Consider the following 18,799-nt stretch of genomic DNA (forward strand, 5'->3'; position numbering starts at 1 on the left):
TCGATCGCGATCGCTCGCGATGCCGCCGGCGCCGGCGCCGGACTCACCCGCGACCTGAACGTCGGGCACTACAAGCCGATCAACAGCCCGAGGTTCGTCAACGACTGCCACGAATTCATCTTCCACTTCACGCCCGGCGGGCGCACCCGCCTCGATCGCCGCGCCATCGGCGTGAAGTACCAGGACGCGTCGAACGTCACCCGCTGGGCGAGCGGCGGCGCCGATCGCCGCTGCCGCGGCAACACCTGGTTCATTCCCTACGAAACGATCCAGAGCCGCGACAAGGACCGCCCCCATCCGGCGACCTTTCCGCCGCGCGTGCCCGAGTACTGCGTCCGGCTTCACGGCGTGGCGCGGACCCGGCTGATGCTCGATCCGTTTCTCGGCCTCGGCAACTCCGCCATCGCCGCCGCGAACCTCGGGATCGACTTCGTCGGCATCGAGATCGACCGCCACTATCTCGACGAGGCCATCTCGCGCGTGAACGCGGCGATCGACCGCTGACTCCCGCCGGGGAAATTCCCGCGAGGCGATCGAGAAACTCCCCGATCGCCGCCCCGCGGCAGCCCTGAACTCCCACTCTCCTCAAGGATTTCGTCGATCCGCAGCGGCCACTGCGGCATATGAGTTGCCCTCGTCATGCGCAGCAATCGTGCGCAGCACGCTGGAGCTTCGATGAATACCACGCTCGACCCCCCTCAGCAGGTCGTGGCGAGAGAACCGGGCTCGCCCGCGGCCGTGCCGCCGCCCCCACGCTGGCGCATGCGTGCCGTTCTCGCCGGCGTCGTGCTCGCCGCGGCGGCGCTCGTCATTGTCGTGTCCTGGCCGGCGCTGTTCCCTGCCCCGTCGCCGCAGGTCCTGCGAGCCAGCGGCCGCATCGAAGGGCGCGAGGTGACGCTTGCCGCCAAGACGATCCAGGGACGGGTCAAGCGGCTGCTGGCCGACGAAGGGCAGACGGTGAAAGCCGGACAACTGCTGGCGGAGCTCGACGCCGCGCAGGTCGAGGCACAGGTCAACGCCGCCGCCGCGGGCGTGGCGACGCTCGAGGCGCAGGTGCGTCAGGCGGCGCTCGACGTCGCCTACACGGCGAAGAACAGCGAGGCCTCGATCGCCGCGGCGCGCGCCACGCTCAGCAGCGCCCAGGCGCATGTCGTCCGTGCGAACGCCGTAATGGTCAATGCGGCAGCCGCGCACGAACGCGCCGACGCCCTGTTCAGAGGCGGCGCGATCTCGAAGCACGAGCTCGACGCGGCGGAGATGGCGCTGCGCACCAGCCGCGCGGATGTGGCCGCCGCCGAAAAGGACGTGACGCGCGCGGAAGCGAACCTGGCGCTCGCCCAGGCGTCGAGCGACACGATCGAGCTGAAACGCCAGCAGCTGGCGGCGCTGCAGCAGAGCCGGCGCTCCGCGGCGGCGCGGCTCGACGAGGCGCAAGCCAACCTGGCAGAGCGCCTGATCGTCGCCCCGGAGGCCGGCACGATCATCTCCCGTCCGGCAGAGGTCGGCGACGTCGTCAACCCCGGCTCCCCCATCTTTCAGGTCGTCGACATGGGGCGGCTGTACGTGAAGGTGTACATCCCGGAGCCCGACATCGCGAAACTCCGCCTCGGCGATCCCGCGGAGGTGTTCGTCGACGCCTTTCCGGGCCGCAGCTTCGCGGCGCGGATCTCGAAGATCCACGACCAGGCGGAGTTCACGCCGAAGAACGTCGAAACCGCCGAAGAGCGCCTCAAGCTGGTGTTCGGCGTCGAGCTGGCGCTCGTCAATCCCGAGGGCCTCTTGAAGCCCGGAATGCCGGCCGATACGGTCATCCATTTCGACGCGCCGCGCGAAGACGACCGAGCGGGGGTCGATGGTGTGAAAGCCGCCGGAGCGCGCCCGCGCCATGGATCCTGATCTGGCGTCCATCCTCGAGGTCCGCGACCTCCGTCGCCGCTACGGTCGTCTTGCCCCGGTCGAGGCGGTGCGCGGCGTATCGTTCACCGCGCGTCGCGGAGAGATCTTCGGTCTGATCGGCCCTGATGGAGCCGGCAAGACCAGCATCATTCAGATGCTGGCAGGCGTCCTGCGGCCGCACGGCGGCGCGGCGTCGGTCGAAGGGCTGGACGTCGTGCGTGCGGGCGAAGCGGTGAAGCGGCGCATCGGCTACATGCCGCAAGGGCTCGGGAGCAACCTGTACGACAGCCTGACGGTTCACGAGAACATCGAGTTCTTCAGGGATCTCCGCAAGCTGCCCGACGACGTCTACCGCAGGAACCGCGCCGAGCTGCTCGCCGCCACGCGGCTCGCGCCGTTTCTCGACCGACGCGCGGCGAACCTGTCCGGCGGCATGCGCCAGAAACTGGCGCTCATCTGCACGCTGATTCATCTGCCCGACATCCTCCTGCTCGACGAGCCGACGACCGGCGTCGACCCGATTTCGCGGCAGGAGTTCTGGCAGATCATCGGCCGGCTCGTCGAGATCCGCCGTGCGACGGTGCTGGTGAGCACGTCGTACATGGACGAAGCGGAGCGCTGCCACCGGATCGCGCTGCTGTACGCCGGCGCGATCGTCGCCGAGGGCACGCCGGAAGACGTGAGGCGCCGCGCGCGGGGACATTTCGTCCGGCTTGCGGCCGTGCCGCAGGCGACAGCACTGCGGCTCCTGAGAGAGCGCCGCGACGTGCAGTCGACCGAAGTCTTCGGCGACGAGCTTCACGTCAACTTCCACGGGGAGCTGCGCGACATCGAACGCGCGCTGCTCGGCGGCGGCGTCACGCTCGGCGAGGTGGCGCTCCAGGAACCCGGACTCGAGGACGTCTTCCTGCAACTGCTGTCGGTCCAGCCCACTGAACCGAGCCCGGCGGGAATCTCGATGCGGCGAGACGCGGAACGCGAGCGCCCGCTCGTCGATCCCGGGATGCCGCCAACCGATCGGGGCGGGGTCCCGGTTCAGTGCCGCGCCGTGACGCGCCGCTTCGGGGCGTTCACCGCGGTCGAGGCGGTGAACCTGGCGGTACGGCGGGGCGAGATCTTCGGACTTCTCGGACCGAACGGCGCGGGCAAGACCACGCTCATCAAGATGATGTGCGGGCTGCTCGAGCCCGGGGCGGGAAGCATCGAGATTGGCGGCATCGACGTCCGTTCCGAGCGCGAGCGCGTCTGGACGGCGATCGGATACATGTCCCAGCGGTTCTCGCTCTATCAGGATCTCACGGTGAACCAGAATCTGCAGTTGTACGCCGATCTGTACGGCCTGCAGCGCTCCGCGTACGCCGATCTCGTCGCGCGGCTCGGCCTCGACCCGTTCGCCTCACGGCTGACCGGGGACCTGCCGATCGGCGTGCGGCAGCGCGTGTCGCTGCTCTGTGCGGTCCTGCACCATCCGTCGACGGTCTTTCTGGACGAACCGACATCCGGCGTCGATCCGCACGCGCGCCGGCTGTTCTGGGATCTCATCTACGCGCTCTCCCGCGATGCCGGCATCACGGTGCTGGTGTCGACGCATTACATGGACGAAGCGGCCCATTGCGACCGGCTCGGGCTGATGCACCAGGGGCGGCTGATCGCCGAGGGCTCGCCGGCCGAGCTCAGGCAACAGTCCGAAGAGCGATCGGGCGGCCTGCTCGCCATTCGAACCGCGGATCCGCGCCGGGCCTGGCAGCTGCTCTCCCGAGTCCGGCCACAGGCGGTCGTGTATGGAGACCACATCCGCGTCCGTACGTTTCAGCCCGACAGCGATCGGGCGGCGCTCGCCGGCGCGCTGGCGGACGAAGGCATCGACCGGGTCCGCATCGAGACGGTGCCGATCTCCATGGACGAAGCGTTCATCGATTTCGTCCGGCGCGCGGAGGCGCTCCGTGCCTAGCCGGCTCCTCGCCGTCGTCCGCAAGGAATCACGCGAGGTGCTGCGCGATCCGATCTACCTCGTGCTGGCGATCGTGGTGCCGCTCGCCGTCACGACGCTGCTCGCGCTCGGCTTCGTGCTCGACGTCAAGCATCTTCCGCTCGCGCTCTACGACGAGGATCGTTCCCCCCTCAGCCGCGACTACATGTACGCGTTCACGAATTCGGAGTACTTCCGGCTGGTCACGATGGCCAGCAGCCCCGCCGAGATCGATCGCCTGATCGAGTCCGCGGAGGTGCGTGCCGCCGTGCTGATACCGCCGGACTTCTCGCGCCGCCTGGACGCGGGAGAGGCGGTGAGCGTGCAGGTGCTGGTGGACGGCACGTTCCCGATACGCGCCCTCGTCGCCAGCGGGTACGTCGCCGCCATCGACGCGCAGTTCACCGCCGCGCTTCGCGCTCGCTATCTGGCCCGGCAGGGCCGGGTGCGCACCAACCTCGTGCCGGTGTCCGTCGAGGGGCGGGTCTGGTACAACCCCTCGCTCGAGACGAAGCACTCGCTCGTGCCGGGGCTGATGGTCATCAGTCTGATGTTCTACCCGGCACTGCTCGCGGCGCTGGTTCTCGCTCGCGAAAAGGAACGCGGCACGGTGTTCAACCTGTACTGCTCGCCGGTGTCGCGATGGGAAGTCATCGTCGGCAAAGCGGTGCCGTACATCGCGCTCGCTTTCGTCGTGTACGTTCTGCTGTTCGCGCTGAACCTGTACGTGTTCGGCGTCAGGTTCGTCGGCAGCCCCTTCGTGCTCACCGCCGCCGCTCTCCTGTACATCACCGCCAGCGTGGGACTCGGCCTCCTCGTCTCGGTCTTCTGCTCGACCCAGGTCGCGGCGATGCTCGTCACCTTCATCGCGCTGATGACCCCCTCGATTCTCTTCTCGGGCCTGCTGACGCCGGTCTCGAGCATGGCGCCGACGGCGCAGTTCATCAGCCGCCTGATTCCCGCCTCCTATTTCATCGCGATGGTGCGCGGCGTCTTCCTCAAGGGGCTCGGGTTCCGCCATTTCGCCAGCGACCTGGTGACGCTCGCCGTGTTCGCCGCCGTCGTCTACGGCATCGCGATCCTCGGCTTCAGAAAGCGAGCGGGCTGACGTGCGGCGCAGGCTGGCGGCGGGTGCACCGTGGCGCAGGAGAGTGGCGGGCCTGATCCGCAAGGAGTTCGCCCAGATCGGACGCGATCGGCCGCTCGTGATCATCCTGCTGTGGGCGTTCACCGCGGCGATCTATTCAGCCGGGCGGGGCGGGGCCACCGAAGCGATGAATGTCGCGACGGCGGTGTACGATCTGAGCCAGGGCTCCGCGAGCCGCGAATTCGTCAGTCACCTGCAGCCGCCGTATTTCAAGATCGTCGCCCACCTCCAGCGGGAGTCCGAGATCACGACGTGGCTCGATCGCGGCAAGGCGGCGATCGTCGTCATCATCCCGCCGGACTTTCAGCGCAGGGTCGACGGAACCCGGCAGGCCCAGATCCAGGTGCTGTCCGACGGCGCACTGGCGATGCCGGCGACGGTCGCCGGCGCTTACATCGCAGCCATTTCGGCGACCTACTCGGTGACGGTGCTCGAGCGCCGGGCCGGCATCTCGGGCGCTCTCGTCCGGGGACCGGCGCTCGACGAGCGATTACGGGTCACGTTCAATCCCAACATGCTGAGCTCGTGGTTCTCGGCGCTTCTCGAGCTGCTCAACATGTGCACCATGGTGTCGCTGCTGCTGACGGCGGCAAACCTCGTGCGCGAGAAGGAGCGCGGGACGATCGAGCGGCTGCTGGTCAGTCCGGCCAAGCCCTGCGAGATCTTTCTCGCCAAGATCATTCCCACCGTCGTCGTGGTCCTCGCCCTGTGCGCGCTGAGCTTCCTGCTCGTGCTCGTGCCGGTATTCGGGCTGCCGATTCGCGGCAGCCTGCTGCTCTTCTTCAGCGTCACCGCGCTCTACGTCTTCGCCATGACGAGCATGGGCATCGCCATCGCGCTGGTGGCGCGCAACATGGCGCAGGGCGTTCTCATCATGATCCTGATCCTGCAGCCCATGATCTTCCTGTCGGGCGCCTGGAATCCGCCCGAGGCGATGAGCCCGTGGCTGCGCGGGATCAGCCTCGTCTCGCCGCTCCGCTACTTCCTCGACTTCGGGTTCGGCGTCATCCTGAAAGGCAACGGCGCGTCCGTGCTGGCCCGGGACATCGCCGGCATCGCCATCCTCGGCAGCGTCTTGTTCGGGTTCTCGCTGCTGTGGTTCGAGAGAAGTCTCAAAGTCCGCACCCGCGCCTGAGCGGCCTGGCTGGCGAAAAAAAAGCCCGGGCTGCCGAAGCAGCCCGGGCCTGAACCAGCCGCCGGCGATGAACTAGAAGCGCACCCTGGCGCCGAGCTGCATCTGCCAGCGCGAGCGGAGGTCGTCGCGCAGGAAGCGGTTGAACGTCGGCGACACCAGCGTCGTGATGTTGTAGGCCGTGACCGGGTTGGTCGGCGTCGGGCTCGCCGGGCTCGTGGACGGCTGCACCAGGTTGTTGTTCGACTGGTAGCGAATCAGCCCCTTGGTGCGGTCGAACACGTTGATCAGGTTCAGCAGGTCGAGCGTGACTTCCGTGCGGAAGCGGCGATACGGCAGTTCGACCTTGAACTTCGCGTCGAGCGTGTTGGTCCACGGCGCGCGGCACGCGTTGCGCGGAATGATCTGGCCGACGTACTCGGCGAGACAGCCGTCGCCGCCGGTGAGGAAGTTCAGCAGGTCGTTATAGGTCCCGCCGGTGTAGTTCAGCGGATCCGACGCGGTCGGCAGATACACCAGATCGTTGGCGTTGCGGCCGTCGCCGTTCACGTCGCTGCTGCTGTAGACCATCGTGTACGGGCGGCCCGACTGCCCGGCATAGAACACCGAGACGCCCGGCTTCACCGTCCGCAGGAACGGGAAGTCGTAGCTGGCCGTCGCGGTGACGCGGTGGCCCGGATCGAAGTTCGACCGCGACAGCGGCGCGTTGTTCGGGTCGCCCGGCACGTAGACGAAGCCCCAGTTCGACGCCGCCTGGTCGGACGTGCCGTCCATGATGCTCTTCGCCTGGCCGTAGGAATACGCGCCCTGGATGAAGAGGCCGTTGGTGAACGGACGGCGCGCCTCGTACGACACGTTCCACGTGCGCCCCTTGGTCGTGTTCTCGAGCAGGATCACGTCGCTCAGCGACGTCACCTGCCGCGAGAACATCGGCCGGCCGCCGATGCCGGTCGCGCCGTTCGGCGCGTAGTTCAGGTTCCGGTACTTGATGTCCTTGACGGTCTTCGACCACACGAAGTCGGCCGTGCCGTAGAACCCGCCCCACAGCTGATGGTCGTACCCCACGTTGCCGCGCAGCACCGATGGGTACTTGAAGTCCGGATCGATGACGTCGATCTCGTTGGTGAACGACCCCGCGGTCGCGCCGGTGACCGTCTTCGGCTGATTGAGCGGGTCGCTCACGAACGGGATGCGGTTGTTGGCGTTGGTGTTCGCGCCGATCCGGGTGAAGTCGATGCCGGTGTTGCCGAACTGGTTCGAGATCCACACGTAGGCGGGGCGGCCCGAGAAGAGGCCCATGCCGCCGCGGAGCTGGCTGGTGCCGTTGCCGCTCAGGTCATAGTTGATCCCCACGCGCGGCGACCACTGCAGATGGCTCGGGACGACGTCGGTGGCGTAGCCGAAGGTCGCGACCGCGACGGGGTTGGCGGTCGGCTTCTCCGGGAACGTCGGCGCATCCGCACGCACGCCGTAGGTGAGCGTCACGCTGGGGCTGAGGCGCCACTGATCGCCGGCGTAGAAGCCCCACTGCCGCACCTTGAAGGCGGCGCGCTGCTGCGGGTCGCTCGTCGCCGAGAAGCTGTGGTTGAAGCCCTGCGCGAGCCCGGCCTCGAAGTTCTCGATGCTGGTGAACGTGTAGCTGCCGAAATTGTCGCGGATGAACAGGTTCGCCAGGTCGAGGAACTCGTTGTGGCTGCCGAAGGTCCACGTGTGGCGGCCGCTGATCCAGGTGAACGCCTCGTTCAGCTCGATGATGTCCTGATCGATGGCGTTGCGCGCCGAGAACTGCTCGGTCCCGGCCTGCACCGAGATGGTGCCGCCGGTGCCCTGGATGGTGACCTGCGGGAACGGCGGGTTGCCGATCGGGTTCTCGCGGTGATCGCGCACCCGCGTGTAGGTGAAGCGGAGCTCGTTGACCCCCTTCCCCACCTGCGAGTTCAGCTGCGCGACGGTGGAGTTGGTGTTGCTCGCGTACCGGTAGTAATTGTCCGGCGTCTTGAAGAACGTGGTCGACGGCGTGCCGATGTCGTTGAACGCGTCGATGTAGTTGTGGCGCACCACCAGCTGGTGGCCCTTGGCGACGTTGAAATCGCCGCGGAAGAAGTACTTGTTGTTGTCGGTGGCGCGGACGAACTCGCTGCCGGGATCCGCGCCCGGATCGTAGCCATACCGGGACTTCAGCGCGGTGATGACGCGCTCGAACAGCACCGGATCGCGGAACTGCTGGACCGCCCCGCCGACCGCGAAGCCGGTCGGCCGCTCCTTGCGCTCGTAGTCGAGCGTGCCGAAGAAGAACGCCCTGTTCCGCACCACCGGCCCGCCGATGCTGCCGCCGAACTGGTTGTGCTTGAAGGTCGAGATCCTGGTGTTGGTCAGCCCCTTGCCGACCCAGTCCTCGTTGCGGCCGAAATAGAACGCGGTGCCGCGCACGCTGTTGGTGCCGCTCTTCGTGATCGCGTTGATGCCGCCGCCGGAGAAGCCCCCCTGGCGGACGTCGTACGGCGAGACGACGAGCTGGATTTCCTGGATGGCGTCGAGACTCACCGGCTGCGTTTCCGCCGTGCCGCCGGGGACGCCGGCGGAGCTGGCGAGCCCGAACAGGTCGTTGTTCACCGCGCCGTCGATCTGCAGGCTGTTGTAGCGATAGCTGTTGCCGGCGACCGACACGACCGAGCCCTGGTCCGCGCCCGATCCGCCGCCGAAGGTATTGAACATCGGGCTGATCCGCACGATATCGGTGAGGCTGCGCGAAATCGTCGGCAGGTTCTCCTTCACCTCGTTCGGGATGTTGTCGGCGGTGCCGGCGCGCGAAAGGTCGATCAGCGGCGACGTGGCGATGACGTCGACGGTCTCGCTCACGGTCGCGAGCTGCAGCTTGAAGTCGGCCGTGCGCTCGGCGCCGAGCTCCACCGCGAGCCGTTCCTGCTTCTGCTCGCGGAAGCCCTGCATGTTGACGGTGATGGTGTAGGAGCCCACCCTCACGTTCAGGATGTTGTAACGGCCGTCGGTGCCCGTGACCGCTTCATAGGTCGTGCCGGTATCGGTGTGAACCGCCACCACGGTGGCGCCAGGAAGCACGCCTCCCTGCGCGTCTGTCACCGTGCCGGCGATGTTGCCCGTCGTCACGGTCTGGGCCGCGAGCGGGGCCGCGCAGAGCAGCGCCCAGCAGAACGCGACCGCAAGGCTCCAGACAGCCTTCGTACGCAATTTCATCAAAGTGTTCTCCACGTCCAGTTGTCTTCGAACTTAGGGGAAAAGGCGTCGAGAATTATAGCAGCAGCGACGTGACGCCGGTGAAAAAAGGCCGCCGGCGGGCGGCCTTTCATATTCCGTAAACGATGGATAGCGCGTTACTTGGAGGCGGCGGACTTCACCGCGGGCGGCGGGCGCAGGGTGTACGACGTCTTGTACTTGAGGTCGTAGCGGCCCGCTTTGGCGACCTTGATCTCGATCGCCCGGCGCTTCTTCAGCGGATCGGGATTGCTCGAGTAGTAGCCGAGCACGTAGTAGTCGCTCGTCTCGGCGTCGATGCGCTTGAGCGCCGTGTCGAAATCGTTCGAGTTGACGACCGCGTAGCCGCCGGTCAGGTCGGCGATGACCCGCAGGCTGCTCTGCGTCTCACGCACGTGATCCTGCCAGTCCATGACGTCGAGCTTCGTCTCGTCGAGATCCGGTCCGCCGACCAGCCCGCGCGGGTCGATGGTGTAGATCGTCACGTTGGAGCGGTTGGCCTGACGCGTCAGCTCCGACAGCTCCGCCGCGAGATCCGCCGCCGCGAACTGGTTCCCCTGTTTCGAGAACGGGTTGACCTCGTTGCTCGAGTTGTTGCTGCTGTCGCTGTCGTCGGAGTTGCCGCGCCCCATCATCGAGGAGTAGCGCTCGTTCGCTTCCTTGGCGCGGGACTTCGAGAACGGGTCGAAATCGTAGCCGTTGCTGACGTAGATGAACGCCTTGCGCCGGTTGTGCACCTGCGACAGGTTGTTGAGCAGCTCGTAGGCGGTCGAGAACGCCACGTGCGCGCGGTACCGCACTTCGGGCGGCCCCTGCGCGCCCTCGGGCGTCTCGATGATCTCCTGCGGCTTGAGACCGCTGCCGGCGATCTTGTTGATCGCCTCGTCGAGCCGCTTCACGTCGTAGGTCATGTCGACCGAGATCGAGGACGGCCCGGTCGAGACGATGCCGAACATGTCGCCGTCGTGAATCAGCTCGCGGCGGATCTTCTTGAACAGCTCGCGGATGCGGCCGGTGTTCCGGAAATCCATGTGGAGGTCGTCCACGAAGATCAGGAAGATGCGGCCCGAGGCGTCGTTGGTCGGACGCGGCGGCGGGAGCAGGATGCCTTCCTGCACTGGAGGCGGCGGCGCGCCGATGTCGTTGATCACGCGCCCGCCGTGCGTCAGCACGAACGTCACGACATCCTGCTTGACGCCGTCCTCGAAGACTTCGAAGTCCCCCTTCGCGAGATTGGCGACGAACTGCCCTTTCTCGTCCCGGACGATCACGTCGGTCGTCACGAGATCCACGCTGCGGCGGATCACGTCGCGAGACTGCTGGACCGGAGCCAGGATGCCTTCCGGCTTCTGTGGATCCTGCGCCGAGAGGCTGGCGGCCGCGCCCAGGAGAGCTGCCGCCACGAGGTACTTCCGCATGTTCGTCATTATAGCGTGCCCCCTCCCCCGGGCGCGGCTATCGGCGGCGCTGGTGGCCGACCTCGGCGCGAAGGCTGTCGAAGACGCTCTCGTATTGCTCGAGCGCCGCCGCCACCTCGTCCGCGGTGAGCCACGCGTCGGGGTTAAGACGTTCGACCCGCGCGTTCAGCTCTGCCCTGGCGGCGTCGTCCATCTCCCTTTCGGCGATGCGCGCCACGAGCTGCGCGTAGCGGGCGCGGAGCCGCGTCACGGCGTCGGCGCCGAGCCGCGCGGCCGCGGCGGATGGGGCGGTCTGCGGACCAGGCTGCGCGTCGGTCGGCACGCGCGCGTGGGACGCTTCGGCGTACTCGACGTATTCGGCGTGATCGGCGGCGAGCGGTTCGCCATGCCTCACGGCGACGGATTCGGGTTCTTCGGGTTCTACGGGTTCTACGGGTTCTCCGGGTTCGGGTTCTCCGGGTTCTCCGGGTTCTACGGGTTCTACGGGTTCTACGGGTTCTCCGGGTTCTGCCGTCGCACCGAACTCTTCGAGAATGAGGTCGGCGTGCGCGGCGGCGCGCTCCTCGGCGAGTTCCGCGCTCGCGTCGTGGACGATCGCGGGCGGGGCGGGGGGAACGGCGGCGGCGGTGGTCTGGGACGGGCGCGAGCGTTCGGGCGGGCGCTGATCGCGGCCGTCGCGCCGGCGGTCGCGGTCCCGCGGGTCGCGATCGCGATCGCGGCGTGCGCCCTGTTCCTGCGGAACCTCTTTCAGCAGGCGCGCCCAGTCGAACTGGATGTCGGGATTGTGCTCCTCGAGCAGGCGCATCGCGTGCTCGTCGATGGGCGCGCGGCCCACCCGCACGCCGGGCGGCGTGCGGAACCAGTAGAGAAGACGCTGACCGTGCCCGCGGCCGCGCCGGCGCGATCCGCCGTCGGTCACCGCGGTGGTTTCGTAGCCGCGCTTGTCGCGGGTGAAACGCAGTTGCGGCAGAGGTTACTTCCTTTTCTTCTTTCCGTTCGCGTTCCGGGTGGCCGCGGGCTTCGCCTTGCTCTTCGGCTTCGCGCTGCGCGCCGGCGCTTTGGCCGCCGCCTTCGAGCTCTTCGGATTGCCGTTCTTCGCCGCCGAAGCGGTGGCCCTGGCGCGGGCCGGCTCGGCGGGCGCAGGCCGCTGCGCCAGCTTCGCGACGAGCGTGAAGCGGGTCTGATCGCCCAACGTGTGGTAGCTCCAGATCTCCGTCACGTCGACGTGGTTCTCGGTGCACAGCCGGCGCGCGATATCGACCGCGGCGGCGGGCACGTACAAGAAAAACGGCGCCCGGGCACGGCCGAAGTGCGCCCACTGCGCCATCGCTTCCAGGTGATTGACCGATTCCCCCGTCTCGACTTCGATCAGCCCTTCGAGACGATGCCCTTTGTCCGGGGACGTCAGGACGAGGTCGGGATACATCTGCCCCGCCCCGATCTTCACGCCTGCTCCCTGCTCGTCGCCGATGTTGATCGCTACATCATGCTTGCGCTTGAGCTTTGCCTGGAGCAGCCGGATGACCCGGTCATGCTCGAGCTGCTCTCGGACGGGGCGAACCAGTATCGGACTCAAGTAACCTCCGGCGAACCCGCAATGGTAACTTACTCAGCCGCTTGACGGGGATCTCTTTTGGCTTCATTATGATGCGGTGATTGCCGCGGCCGAGAGCCTGCCCGCCGAGTCCGCCACGAAAACCATCCTGATCGTGGACGACGACCGATCCGTAGCCGACACGTTCGCCCGGATGCTCAAGCTCGAGGGGTTCGAAGTCGCGACCGCGATCAACGCGGAGTCGGGTCTCGAGCTTGCCGACAACGTCCGGCCGAGCGCGATTATCCTCGATATGCGCATGCCGATAACCAACGGCTTGCAGTTTTTGCGCACGGTCCGCTCGAAGCCTCACCTCCTCGAAACCCCCGTCGCCATCGTCACCGGCGATTACTTCCTGCCGGATCCGGTTCAGCAGGAGCTGAAATCCCTCGGCGCTTCGATCCGCTTCAAGCCCTTGTGGCTCGAAGACTTGATCGCTCTCGCGAAGACGCTCGTCGCCTAGTGACCGATCGGTTCCTGCGGGCCTGCCGCCGCCAGCCCGTCGACGCCACGCCCGTCTGGTTCATGCGTCAGGCGGGCCGCTACATGGCCGACTACCGCGCGCTGCGTCAGCGGTATTCCCTGCTGGAAATCTGTGCGCACCCCGAGCTGGCCGTGGCGGTGACGCTGCAGCCGGTCGACGTGATCGACGTCGACGCCGCGATCCTGTTCTCGGATCTGCTGCTGCCCTTCACGCCGATGGGGCTGACGTTCGATTTCGTGAAGGGGGAAGGGCCTTCGGTTGAACACCCGATTCGCAGCGCCGCCGACGTCGAGCGCGTGCGCGTCGTCGATCTGCGCGAGGGGCTCGGGCATGTGCTCGAAACGATCACCCTCCTGCGCCGCGAGCTGGAGCACAAGGTGCCGTTGATCGGCTTCGGCGGCGCGCCGTTCACCATGGCGGCCTACGCGATCGAAGGCGGCCCGTCGACCAGTTACGCCACGACGAAGGCGTTCATGTACGCGCAGCCGGCGGCGTGGCACACGCTCTGCGACCGCTTCGCCACCGTCATGGCGGACTACCTGGTCGCGCAGGTCAGAGCCGGCGCCCAGGCGATCCAGGTGTTCGACTCGTGGGTCGGACAACTGTCGCGATCCGATTACCGGGAGTACGCGCTGCCGCACACGCGGCGGATTTTCGACGAGCTCGCCGGCACGGGCGTGCCGACGATCCACTTCGGCGTCAACACCGGCGCGATTCTCGGGGAAATGAGAGCCGCCGGCGGCGACGTCATCGGCGTGGACTGGCGCCTGCCGCTCGACGAGGCGTGGACGCTCGTCGGCCGCGATCGCGGCATTCAAGGCAACCTGGATCCGATCCGCCTGCTCGGTCCCGAGCACGGCCTGTTCGCGGCCGCCGACGAAGTGCTGCTCCGCGCCGCCGGCCGTCCCGGCCACATCTTCAACCTGGGGCACGGCATCCTGCCCGACACGCCGCTCGAACGGGTGCAGGCGCTCGCGCGGCACGTGCACAGCCACCGGCTGTAAGCTCGCTTTCGGAGTCACGCTTTGCGGACGGACGTGGTGATCGTCGGGGCGGGCATCGCCGGTCTTTCGGCGGCCTACGAGCTCACGCGGCGCGGACGCGGCGTGCGCGTCCTCGAGGCGTCGCGCCGCGCCGGCGGCCTGATTCACACCGAGCACACCGGCGGGTTCACGATCGAGGCCGGTCCGGATTCGATCCTGAATGCGAAGCCCGCCGCGCTCACGCTGATCCGCGAGCTCGGAATTGCCTCGGCGCTGCAGACGGTGCGGCCGGGGGCGCGCGCGTTCGTGCTCAAGGGGACGGTGCTGCATGCGCTGCCGCAGCCGTCGCTGCTCGGCATTCCGCTCACCGCCGAGGCGCTCGCCCGCTACGACCTGCTGTCCCCTGCCGGGCGCGAACGGATCGCCATCGAGCCGACAATCCCGCCGCGCCGCGGCGATGACGACGAGGCGGTTGGCGCGTTCTTCCGGCGCCGCTTCGGCGACGAGGCGGTCGATCTGATCGCGCAGCCGCTGCTCGGCGGCATTCACGCGGGCGATATCGAACAGCTCTCGATGCGGTCGCTGTTTCCGTCGCTGGTCGCACGCGAGCGCGAGCACGGACGTGTGACGATCCCGGCCGCGCCGCGCGGCGGCGACGCCGGATTCTCCTCGCTTCGCGGCGGCATGTCGACGCTCGTGGACGCGCTCGTACGCTCGCTGCCGCCGGGCACCATCGAATTCAACGCCTCCGTCCGCTCGCTTGCCGACATCGACGCCGGATGCACCATCCTGGCGCTGCCGGCGCACGCGGCGGCGCCGCTGATCGCGCCGCTGGACGCGGACGCCGCGGCGCTCGCCGCGACGGTGCCGTACGTCTCGACCGCATCGGTGGCGCTGGCGTGGCCGCGCGCCAGCGTGCCGCATCCGCTCGACGGCACCGGCTTCGTCGTCTCGCGCCGCTACTCCGCCGTCCGCATCACGGCGTGCACGTGGGTGTCGTCGAAGTGGGAAGACCGCGCCCCTGACGGCACCGCGCTGCTGCGCGCGTTCGTCGGCGGCGCCCACGACCCGGCGGTCGCAGAGCTTCCCGACGACGACCTGATCGCGATCGTGCGCCGCGATCTGCGCGACGTCATGGGCATCACCGCCGCGCCGTCGCTCGCCCGCGCCTATCGCTGGCCTCGCGCCGGCGCCCAGCACGTTGTCGGCCACCTGGATCGCGTGGCGGAGATCGAGCGCCGCCTCGCGCCGCACCGTGTCTTCGTCGCCGGCAGCGGCTTCCGCGCCGTCGGCATCCCGGATTGCGTGGCTGATGGACGGCGGGTCGCGGCGGCGGTCACGGACGCACTCACGGAGAGGCGCAGGCTGTAGACTGGGCTGATGAAACTCGCGTGCTCGATCGTCACCGTCGCGGTGCTGCTGTGCGGCTCGGCCCTGGCGCAGGCGCCGGACGTCAACAGGATCCTCGCGGACATCCGCGCGAAGGACAAGGGACAGCTCGCCGTGTCGGAAGAGGACGGACGGTTCCTGCGGCTGATGATCGCGTCGACGAACCGCAAGCGCGTGCTGGAGATCGGCGGCGCCAGCGGCTACAGCGCGATCTGGATGGCGCAGGGGCTGCGCGCCACCGGCGGGCGGCTGGTGACAATCGAGTACGATCCGGTGCGCGCCCGGGAGCTCGCCGACAACGTCAAGCGCGCCGGCTTCAGCGACATCGTCCAGGTGGTCGCGGGCGACGCGTTCGCGGAGATCCCCAAGCTGCAGGGCACGTTCGATTTCGTCTTCCTCGACGCCTGGAAGCGCGACTACAAGAAGTTCTTCGACACGGTCTATCCGCGGCTGGACAAGGGAGGGATCTTCACCGCGCACAACGTGGTGAACAAGCGCAGCGAGATGGGCGACTTCCTGGATGCCATCCAGCGGAACCCGTCGCTCTGGACGACGATCGTGGCGCCGTCAGGCGAAGGGATTTCGCTGTCGTTGAAGCGCTAGGAGCGGCGGGCGCGACTACTCTTCGGCGGCGGCCGCCACAGGCACGGCAGCCTTCGCCTTGACGGTGCGCTTCTTGCGCGGCTTGCCGCTGCGCAGTCCCGGCGGGACCGGCTCGTTGCTGGGCTCGAGCTTCGACATGCTCGTCATGAACTTCTTGACACCATGCTCGTCGAACTGCACGCGCGTATACGCGTCTTCGACGGCAATGACGGACCCGAGTCCGTAGGTCGGTTCCACGACACGAGCCCCGACCTCGAAGCGCTTCATCCTCGACTCCTTCACTCCGGCAGCGTCCGGACCGCCCCATACGGACGGGCTCGCCACCGCAAACTCCAGATTATCAGTATCTTAGGGGACACGTCAAATACCGTATCCTAGGAGGCCATGGCCCGGCCCGTACACATCATCGGCGTCTCGCTCGATCTTGGCGGCAACCGCCGCGGCGTCGACATGGGACCCTCCGCGTTCCGCATCGCCGGTCTGGGCGAGCGTCTCACCGGTCTGGGGATGACGGTCGCCGACGCCGGCGATCTCGTCGCCCCCATCCCCGAGACGAAGGCGTTCGGCGATCCGAGCAAGAAATACATCCGCGAGATCGCGCGCGTCTGCGAGCGGCTCTATAAGACGTCGCTCGCGGTGCTCGAGAAGGGCGGGATCCCGCTCGTGCTCGGCGGAGATCACTCCCTGGCGGCCGGCTCGGTGGCGGCCACGGCCGACTTCATCCGCCGGTACGACAAGCCGCTGGGACTGATCTGGGTCGACGCGCACGGCGACATGAACACGCCGGCGACGTCGGGCAGCGGCAACGTCCACGGCATGCCGCTCGCCGCGCTGCTCGGCTCCGAGCCGGCGGAGCTCGCCCGCATCGGCGGCTTCTCCCCCAAGGTGACGCCCGACCGCACCGTGCTCATCGGCATCCGCAACCTCGACGAGCGCGAGAAGGGCCGGATCCGCGAGTCCGGCGTCCACGTGTTCACCATGAAGGACATCGATCGCCACGGCATCGCGCAGACGGTCGAACAGGCGATCGCCATCGCCGGCCGCGACGCAGGAGGGCTCCACGTGTCGTTCGATCTCGACGTGTGCGATCCGGCGATCGCGCCGGGCGTCGGCACGCCGGTGAAGGGAGGCCTCGACTATCGCGAGGCGCACATGGTCATGGAAATGGTCGCCGACTCCGGCCTGCTGCGGGCGCTCGACCTGGTCGAAGTGAACCCCGTGCTCGACGACCGCAACATGACGGCAATCCTCGGCGCGGAACTGGCGTCTTCGGCGCTCGGACAGCGAATACTCTGAGGCAGACGCGAATCCCTAATCCCTGATCGCTGATCCCGAATCCCGAATCCCGAATCGCGGATCGCGGATCCCGAATCGCGCATCGGCCAGCAAAGCGCGAGCGCAACGGAGCGGCAAGAAATGACCCGGGTGGGGATCGAACCCACGACCCTGTGATTAAAAGTCTCACCGAACTCATTGCACCTGATGTTCCCTCGGTTTTACGCGGTCGAACTTCCCGCGCCGTGCCATCCTGTGCCCGATTTTTCCCGCGTTTCACGGCGGCCGTTGCAAGCCGTTGCAAAGCGGCTCGCCGCTCGTCGTGCTTACGCATGATGTCGCCCTGGCCGATCGTGTGCGCCTGCAGGTATGTCGAGGTCTGCGAAAGGTTCGCATGACCGAGCCACGCCTGGATAGTCGTCAACGGTAGGTGAGGCAGATCGACCGCCTCATGACGACGATTCCTCGATCGTCAAAACAGGACCTCACAATCCGATGGCCTGTCGCGGCGCGCGATCTGCGGGGGACCCTACGCCGCCGGTAGTCCGCTCAGCGGCCACCCTCGACGCTACTTGCGGGTAAAAAAGACGTCGTACACTTGGCGATACCGCAACTGTTCTTCTTCGGGTCCCTTGGCTTTATTCCGACCGGGCGCCGTCCGCACGTGAACCCAACCCATATAGCGGAACTCGTTACCGTGCCCGTCTCGACGCTTGTGGTCGCTGTACGACAGCCCTATGTCCGTTATCTTTTCGCCAACTGGACGAAGCTCATTGGGTTCGCTGATGCCGTTGTGATTGCGATCGGTCCACAGAAGGAGCCGGGCGAACAACGGGTCCTCAGACGACACCGATGCACGCTCCCGCCCGCCGTTCTCTGCAAGATTCATTCGCCGCAGCGCCGCAAACCCATTCCCGACCCCCGGCAGCGTGAAGTTGCCAAACAGCTCGCGACCGCTGGTAATCCGGCCATCGCCGTCGCGATCTAGCGCGAGAAAAGCCACCTCGCTATCTGCTTCCGTCCATCCCGTCCATTCAAGCGCGCCGTCTGAGTTCAGGTCGAACAATACACCCTGCGCTGCAGAGGTCAGTTTGTAGGCGCTGTCGCCTCCAGTCGCGATAACGATCGGCGACCCCTCACCGTCAGGGTTGTACTCGCAGGGACCATCAGGTTCAATCCAGTTATTGTACGCCGCTTCGCAGGCCTCTTCGGGATCCGGCTCACCCGCGTTCAACAGGGCTGGTGGATCTGTCGGCGCGATGTCTTGGTACTCGACGTCACCGTCCCGGAATTTGTGGACGGTGGAATACCCCGCGGTCCCGTACGACGACCTATACGCCTGCGTGATCGCATTGGAATCTGTCTGGATGTCATAACAGTATGACTGATAGTTTTGCGTCGCACAGGTATACGAGACGCCGCCCGAAATCCGAGCGAAGACTTGGACTGTACGGCCGTTGCAGCTCGATTGCGCCGTGGTACTAGCTTGAACTCGCAAATTGCGGGGAGTCGACTCATCCGACACGTTGCCAACCGTGACGCACGTCTGGCGCGCGTTCACCATTGGAGCCAGAAGGAGCATGATCGCGACGGCCCCTACGACTCGAGACAACAGGCCTGTCCTCGATACGGCCACCACAAACCAAGTGATCATCGAACGCCTCCTTTGCAACCCGCA

The 18,799-nt window shown here is 67.1% G+C and carries 16 protein-coding genes; 10 read left to right on the top strand and 6 right to left on the bottom strand.

From position 1 onward, the window contains the following. The 5 genes from VFK57_10965 to VFK57_10985 all read left to right on the top strand — a co-directional run. Window positions 1–504, top strand: a 504-nt coding sequence (locus VFK57_10965; GenBank protein ID HET7696220.1) for a site-specific DNA-methyltransferase, incomplete at its 5' end; no start/stop codon positions are given. Between the two features lie 171 nt (window positions 505–675). Next, window positions 676–1,896: an efflux RND transporter periplasmic adaptor subunit gene (locus VFK57_10970; GenBank protein ID HET7696221.1), complete on the top strand. Its 1,221-nt coding sequence runs from the start codon at window positions 676–678 to the stop codon at window positions 1,894–1,896. Beyond that, window positions 1,886–3,847, top strand: coding sequence for an ATP-binding cassette domain-containing protein (locus tag VFK57_10975; GenBank protein ID HET7696222.1), 1,962 nt, complete (start codon window positions 1,886–1,888; stop codon window positions 3,845–3,847). Before VFK57_10970 ends, VFK57_10975 begins: the two co-directional genes overlap by 11 nt. Then, entirely contained in the window at window positions 3,840–4,973 is a 1,134-nt protein-coding gene (locus VFK57_10980; protein HET7696223.1) for an ABC transporter permease, read from the top strand. The genes VFK57_10975 and VFK57_10980 overlap by 8 nt, the downstream gene beginning before the upstream one ends. 1 nt (window position 4,974) lies before the next feature. Then, window positions 4,975–6,147 (top strand): ABC transporter permease, encoded by a 1,173-nt coding sequence (locus tag VFK57_10985; protein ID HET7696224.1) that lies wholly within the window; start codon window positions 4,975–4,977, stop codon window positions 6,145–6,147. A 72-nt stretch (window positions 6,148–6,219) separates the two neighbouring features. Here VFK57_10985 and VFK57_10990 read toward each other — a convergent pair whose 3' ends face one another. From VFK57_10990 to VFK57_11005, 4 genes are all read right to left on the bottom strand, one after another. Further along, the gene (locus VFK57_10990) at window positions 6,220–9,357 is read right to left on the bottom strand and encodes a carboxypeptidase regulatory-like domain-containing protein (protein ID HET7696225.1); all 3,138 of its coding nucleotides are present in this window, start codon (window positions 9,355–9,357) and stop codon (window positions 6,220–6,222) included. A gap of 137 nt (window positions 9,358–9,494) precedes the next feature. Beyond that, the gene (locus tag VFK57_10995) at window positions 9,495–10,793 is read right to left on the bottom strand and encodes a VWA domain-containing protein (protein HET7696226.1); all 1,299 of its coding nucleotides are present in this window, start codon (window positions 10,791–10,793) and stop codon (window positions 9,495–9,497) included. Between the two features lie 37 nt (window positions 10,794–10,830). Next, window positions 10,831–11,712 (bottom strand): hypothetical protein, encoded by an 882-nt coding sequence (locus VFK57_11000; GenBank protein HET7696227.1) that lies wholly within the window; start codon window positions 11,710–11,712, stop codon window positions 10,831–10,833. A 54-nt stretch (window positions 11,713–11,766) separates the two neighbouring features. Further along, entirely contained in the window at window positions 11,767–12,369 is a 603-nt protein-coding gene (locus tag VFK57_11005; GenBank protein ID HET7696228.1) for a hypothetical protein, read from the bottom strand. A 76-nt stretch (window positions 12,370–12,445) separates the two neighbouring features. Here VFK57_11005 and VFK57_11010 point away from each other — a divergent pair, with 76 nt between their 5' ends. The 4 genes from VFK57_11010 to VFK57_11025 are packed head-to-tail and all read left to right on the top strand — an operon-like array spanning window position 12,446 to window position 15,846. Beyond that, entirely contained in the window at window positions 12,446–12,850 is a 405-nt protein-coding gene (locus VFK57_11010) for a response regulator (protein HET7696229.1), read from the top strand. Next, on the top strand, window positions 12,850–13,875 hold the full coding sequence (gene hemE / locus VFK57_11015; GenBank protein ID HET7696230.1) for a uroporphyrinogen decarboxylase: 1,026 nt from the start codon (window positions 12,850–12,852) through the stop codon (window positions 13,873–13,875). Before VFK57_11010 ends, hemE begins: the two co-directional genes overlap by 1 nt. Window positions 13,876–13,896: 21 nt before the next feature. After that, a complete protein-coding gene (gene hemG / locus VFK57_11020) occupies window positions 13,897–15,225 on the top strand; it encodes a protoporphyrinogen oxidase (GenBank protein ID HET7696231.1) in 1,329 nt (442 codons plus the stop codon). A 9-nt stretch (window positions 15,226–15,234) separates the two neighbouring features. Beyond that, entirely contained in the window at window positions 15,235–15,846 is a 612-nt protein-coding gene (locus tag VFK57_11025) for an O-methyltransferase (protein HET7696232.1), read from the top strand. 15 nt (window positions 15,847–15,861) lie between these two features. On the opposite strand, the gene VFK57_11030 is transcribed toward VFK57_11025, so the two are convergent. Beyond that, window positions 15,862–16,113: a hypothetical protein gene (locus tag VFK57_11030; protein HET7696233.1), complete on the bottom strand. Its 252-nt coding sequence runs from the start codon at window positions 16,111–16,113 to the stop codon at window positions 15,862–15,864. 117 nt (window positions 16,114–16,230) lie between these two features. Between VFK57_11030 and rocF the strand changes: the two genes are divergently transcribed. Next, window positions 16,231–17,142 (top strand): arginase, encoded by a 912-nt coding sequence (gene rocF / locus VFK57_11035; protein ID HET7696234.1) that lies wholly within the window; start codon window positions 16,231–16,233, stop codon window positions 17,140–17,142. Window positions 17,143–17,689: 547 nt separating this feature from the next. On the opposite strand, the gene VFK57_11040 is transcribed toward rocF, so the two are convergent. Beyond that, window positions 17,690–18,775 carry a hypothetical protein gene (locus tag VFK57_11040; protein ID HET7696235.1) on the bottom strand — a complete coding sequence of 362 codons (1,086 nt, stop codon included), beginning with the start codon at window positions 18,773–18,775 and terminating at the stop codon, window positions 17,690–17,692. Between the last annotated feature and the right edge of the window lie 24 nt (window positions 18,776–18,799).

The organism is Vicinamibacterales bacterium (assembly GCA_035699745.1).
Classification (GTDB): Bacteria; Acidobacteriota; Vicinamibacteria; order Vicinamibacterales; family 2-12-FULL-66-21; genus JAICSD01.

Coding starts and splice junctions, on each gene's coding strand:
- VFK57_10970 (HET7696221.1), top strand. CDS start 676: ATGAATACCACGCTCGACCCCCCTCAGCAGGTCGTGGCGAGAGAACCG.
- VFK57_10975 (HET7696222.1), top strand. CDS start 1,886: ATGGATCCTGATCTGGCGTCCATCCTCGAGGTCCGCGACCTCCGTCGC.
- VFK57_10990 (HET7696225.1), bottom strand. CDS start 9,357: ATGAAATTGCGTACGAAGGCTGTCTGGAGCCTTGCGGTCGCGTTCTGC.
- VFK57_10995 (HET7696226.1), bottom strand. CDS start 10,793: ATGCGGAAGTACCTCGTGGCGGCAGCTCTCCTGGGCGCGGCCGCCAGC.
- VFK57_11025 (HET7696232.1), top strand. CDS start 15,235: ATGAAACTCGCGTGCTCGATCGTCACCGTCGCGGTGCTGCTGTGCGGC.
- VFK57_11030 (HET7696233.1), bottom strand. CDS start 16,113: ATGAAGCGCTTCGAGGTCGGGGCTCGTGTCGTGGAACCGACCTACGGA.
- rocF (HET7696234.1), top strand. CDS start 16,231: ATGGCCCGGCCCGTACACATCATCGGCGTCTCGCTCGATCTTGGCGGC.
- VFK57_11040 (HET7696235.1), bottom strand. CDS start 18,775: ATGATCACTTGGTTTGTGGTGGCCGTATCGAGGACAGGCCTGTTGTCT.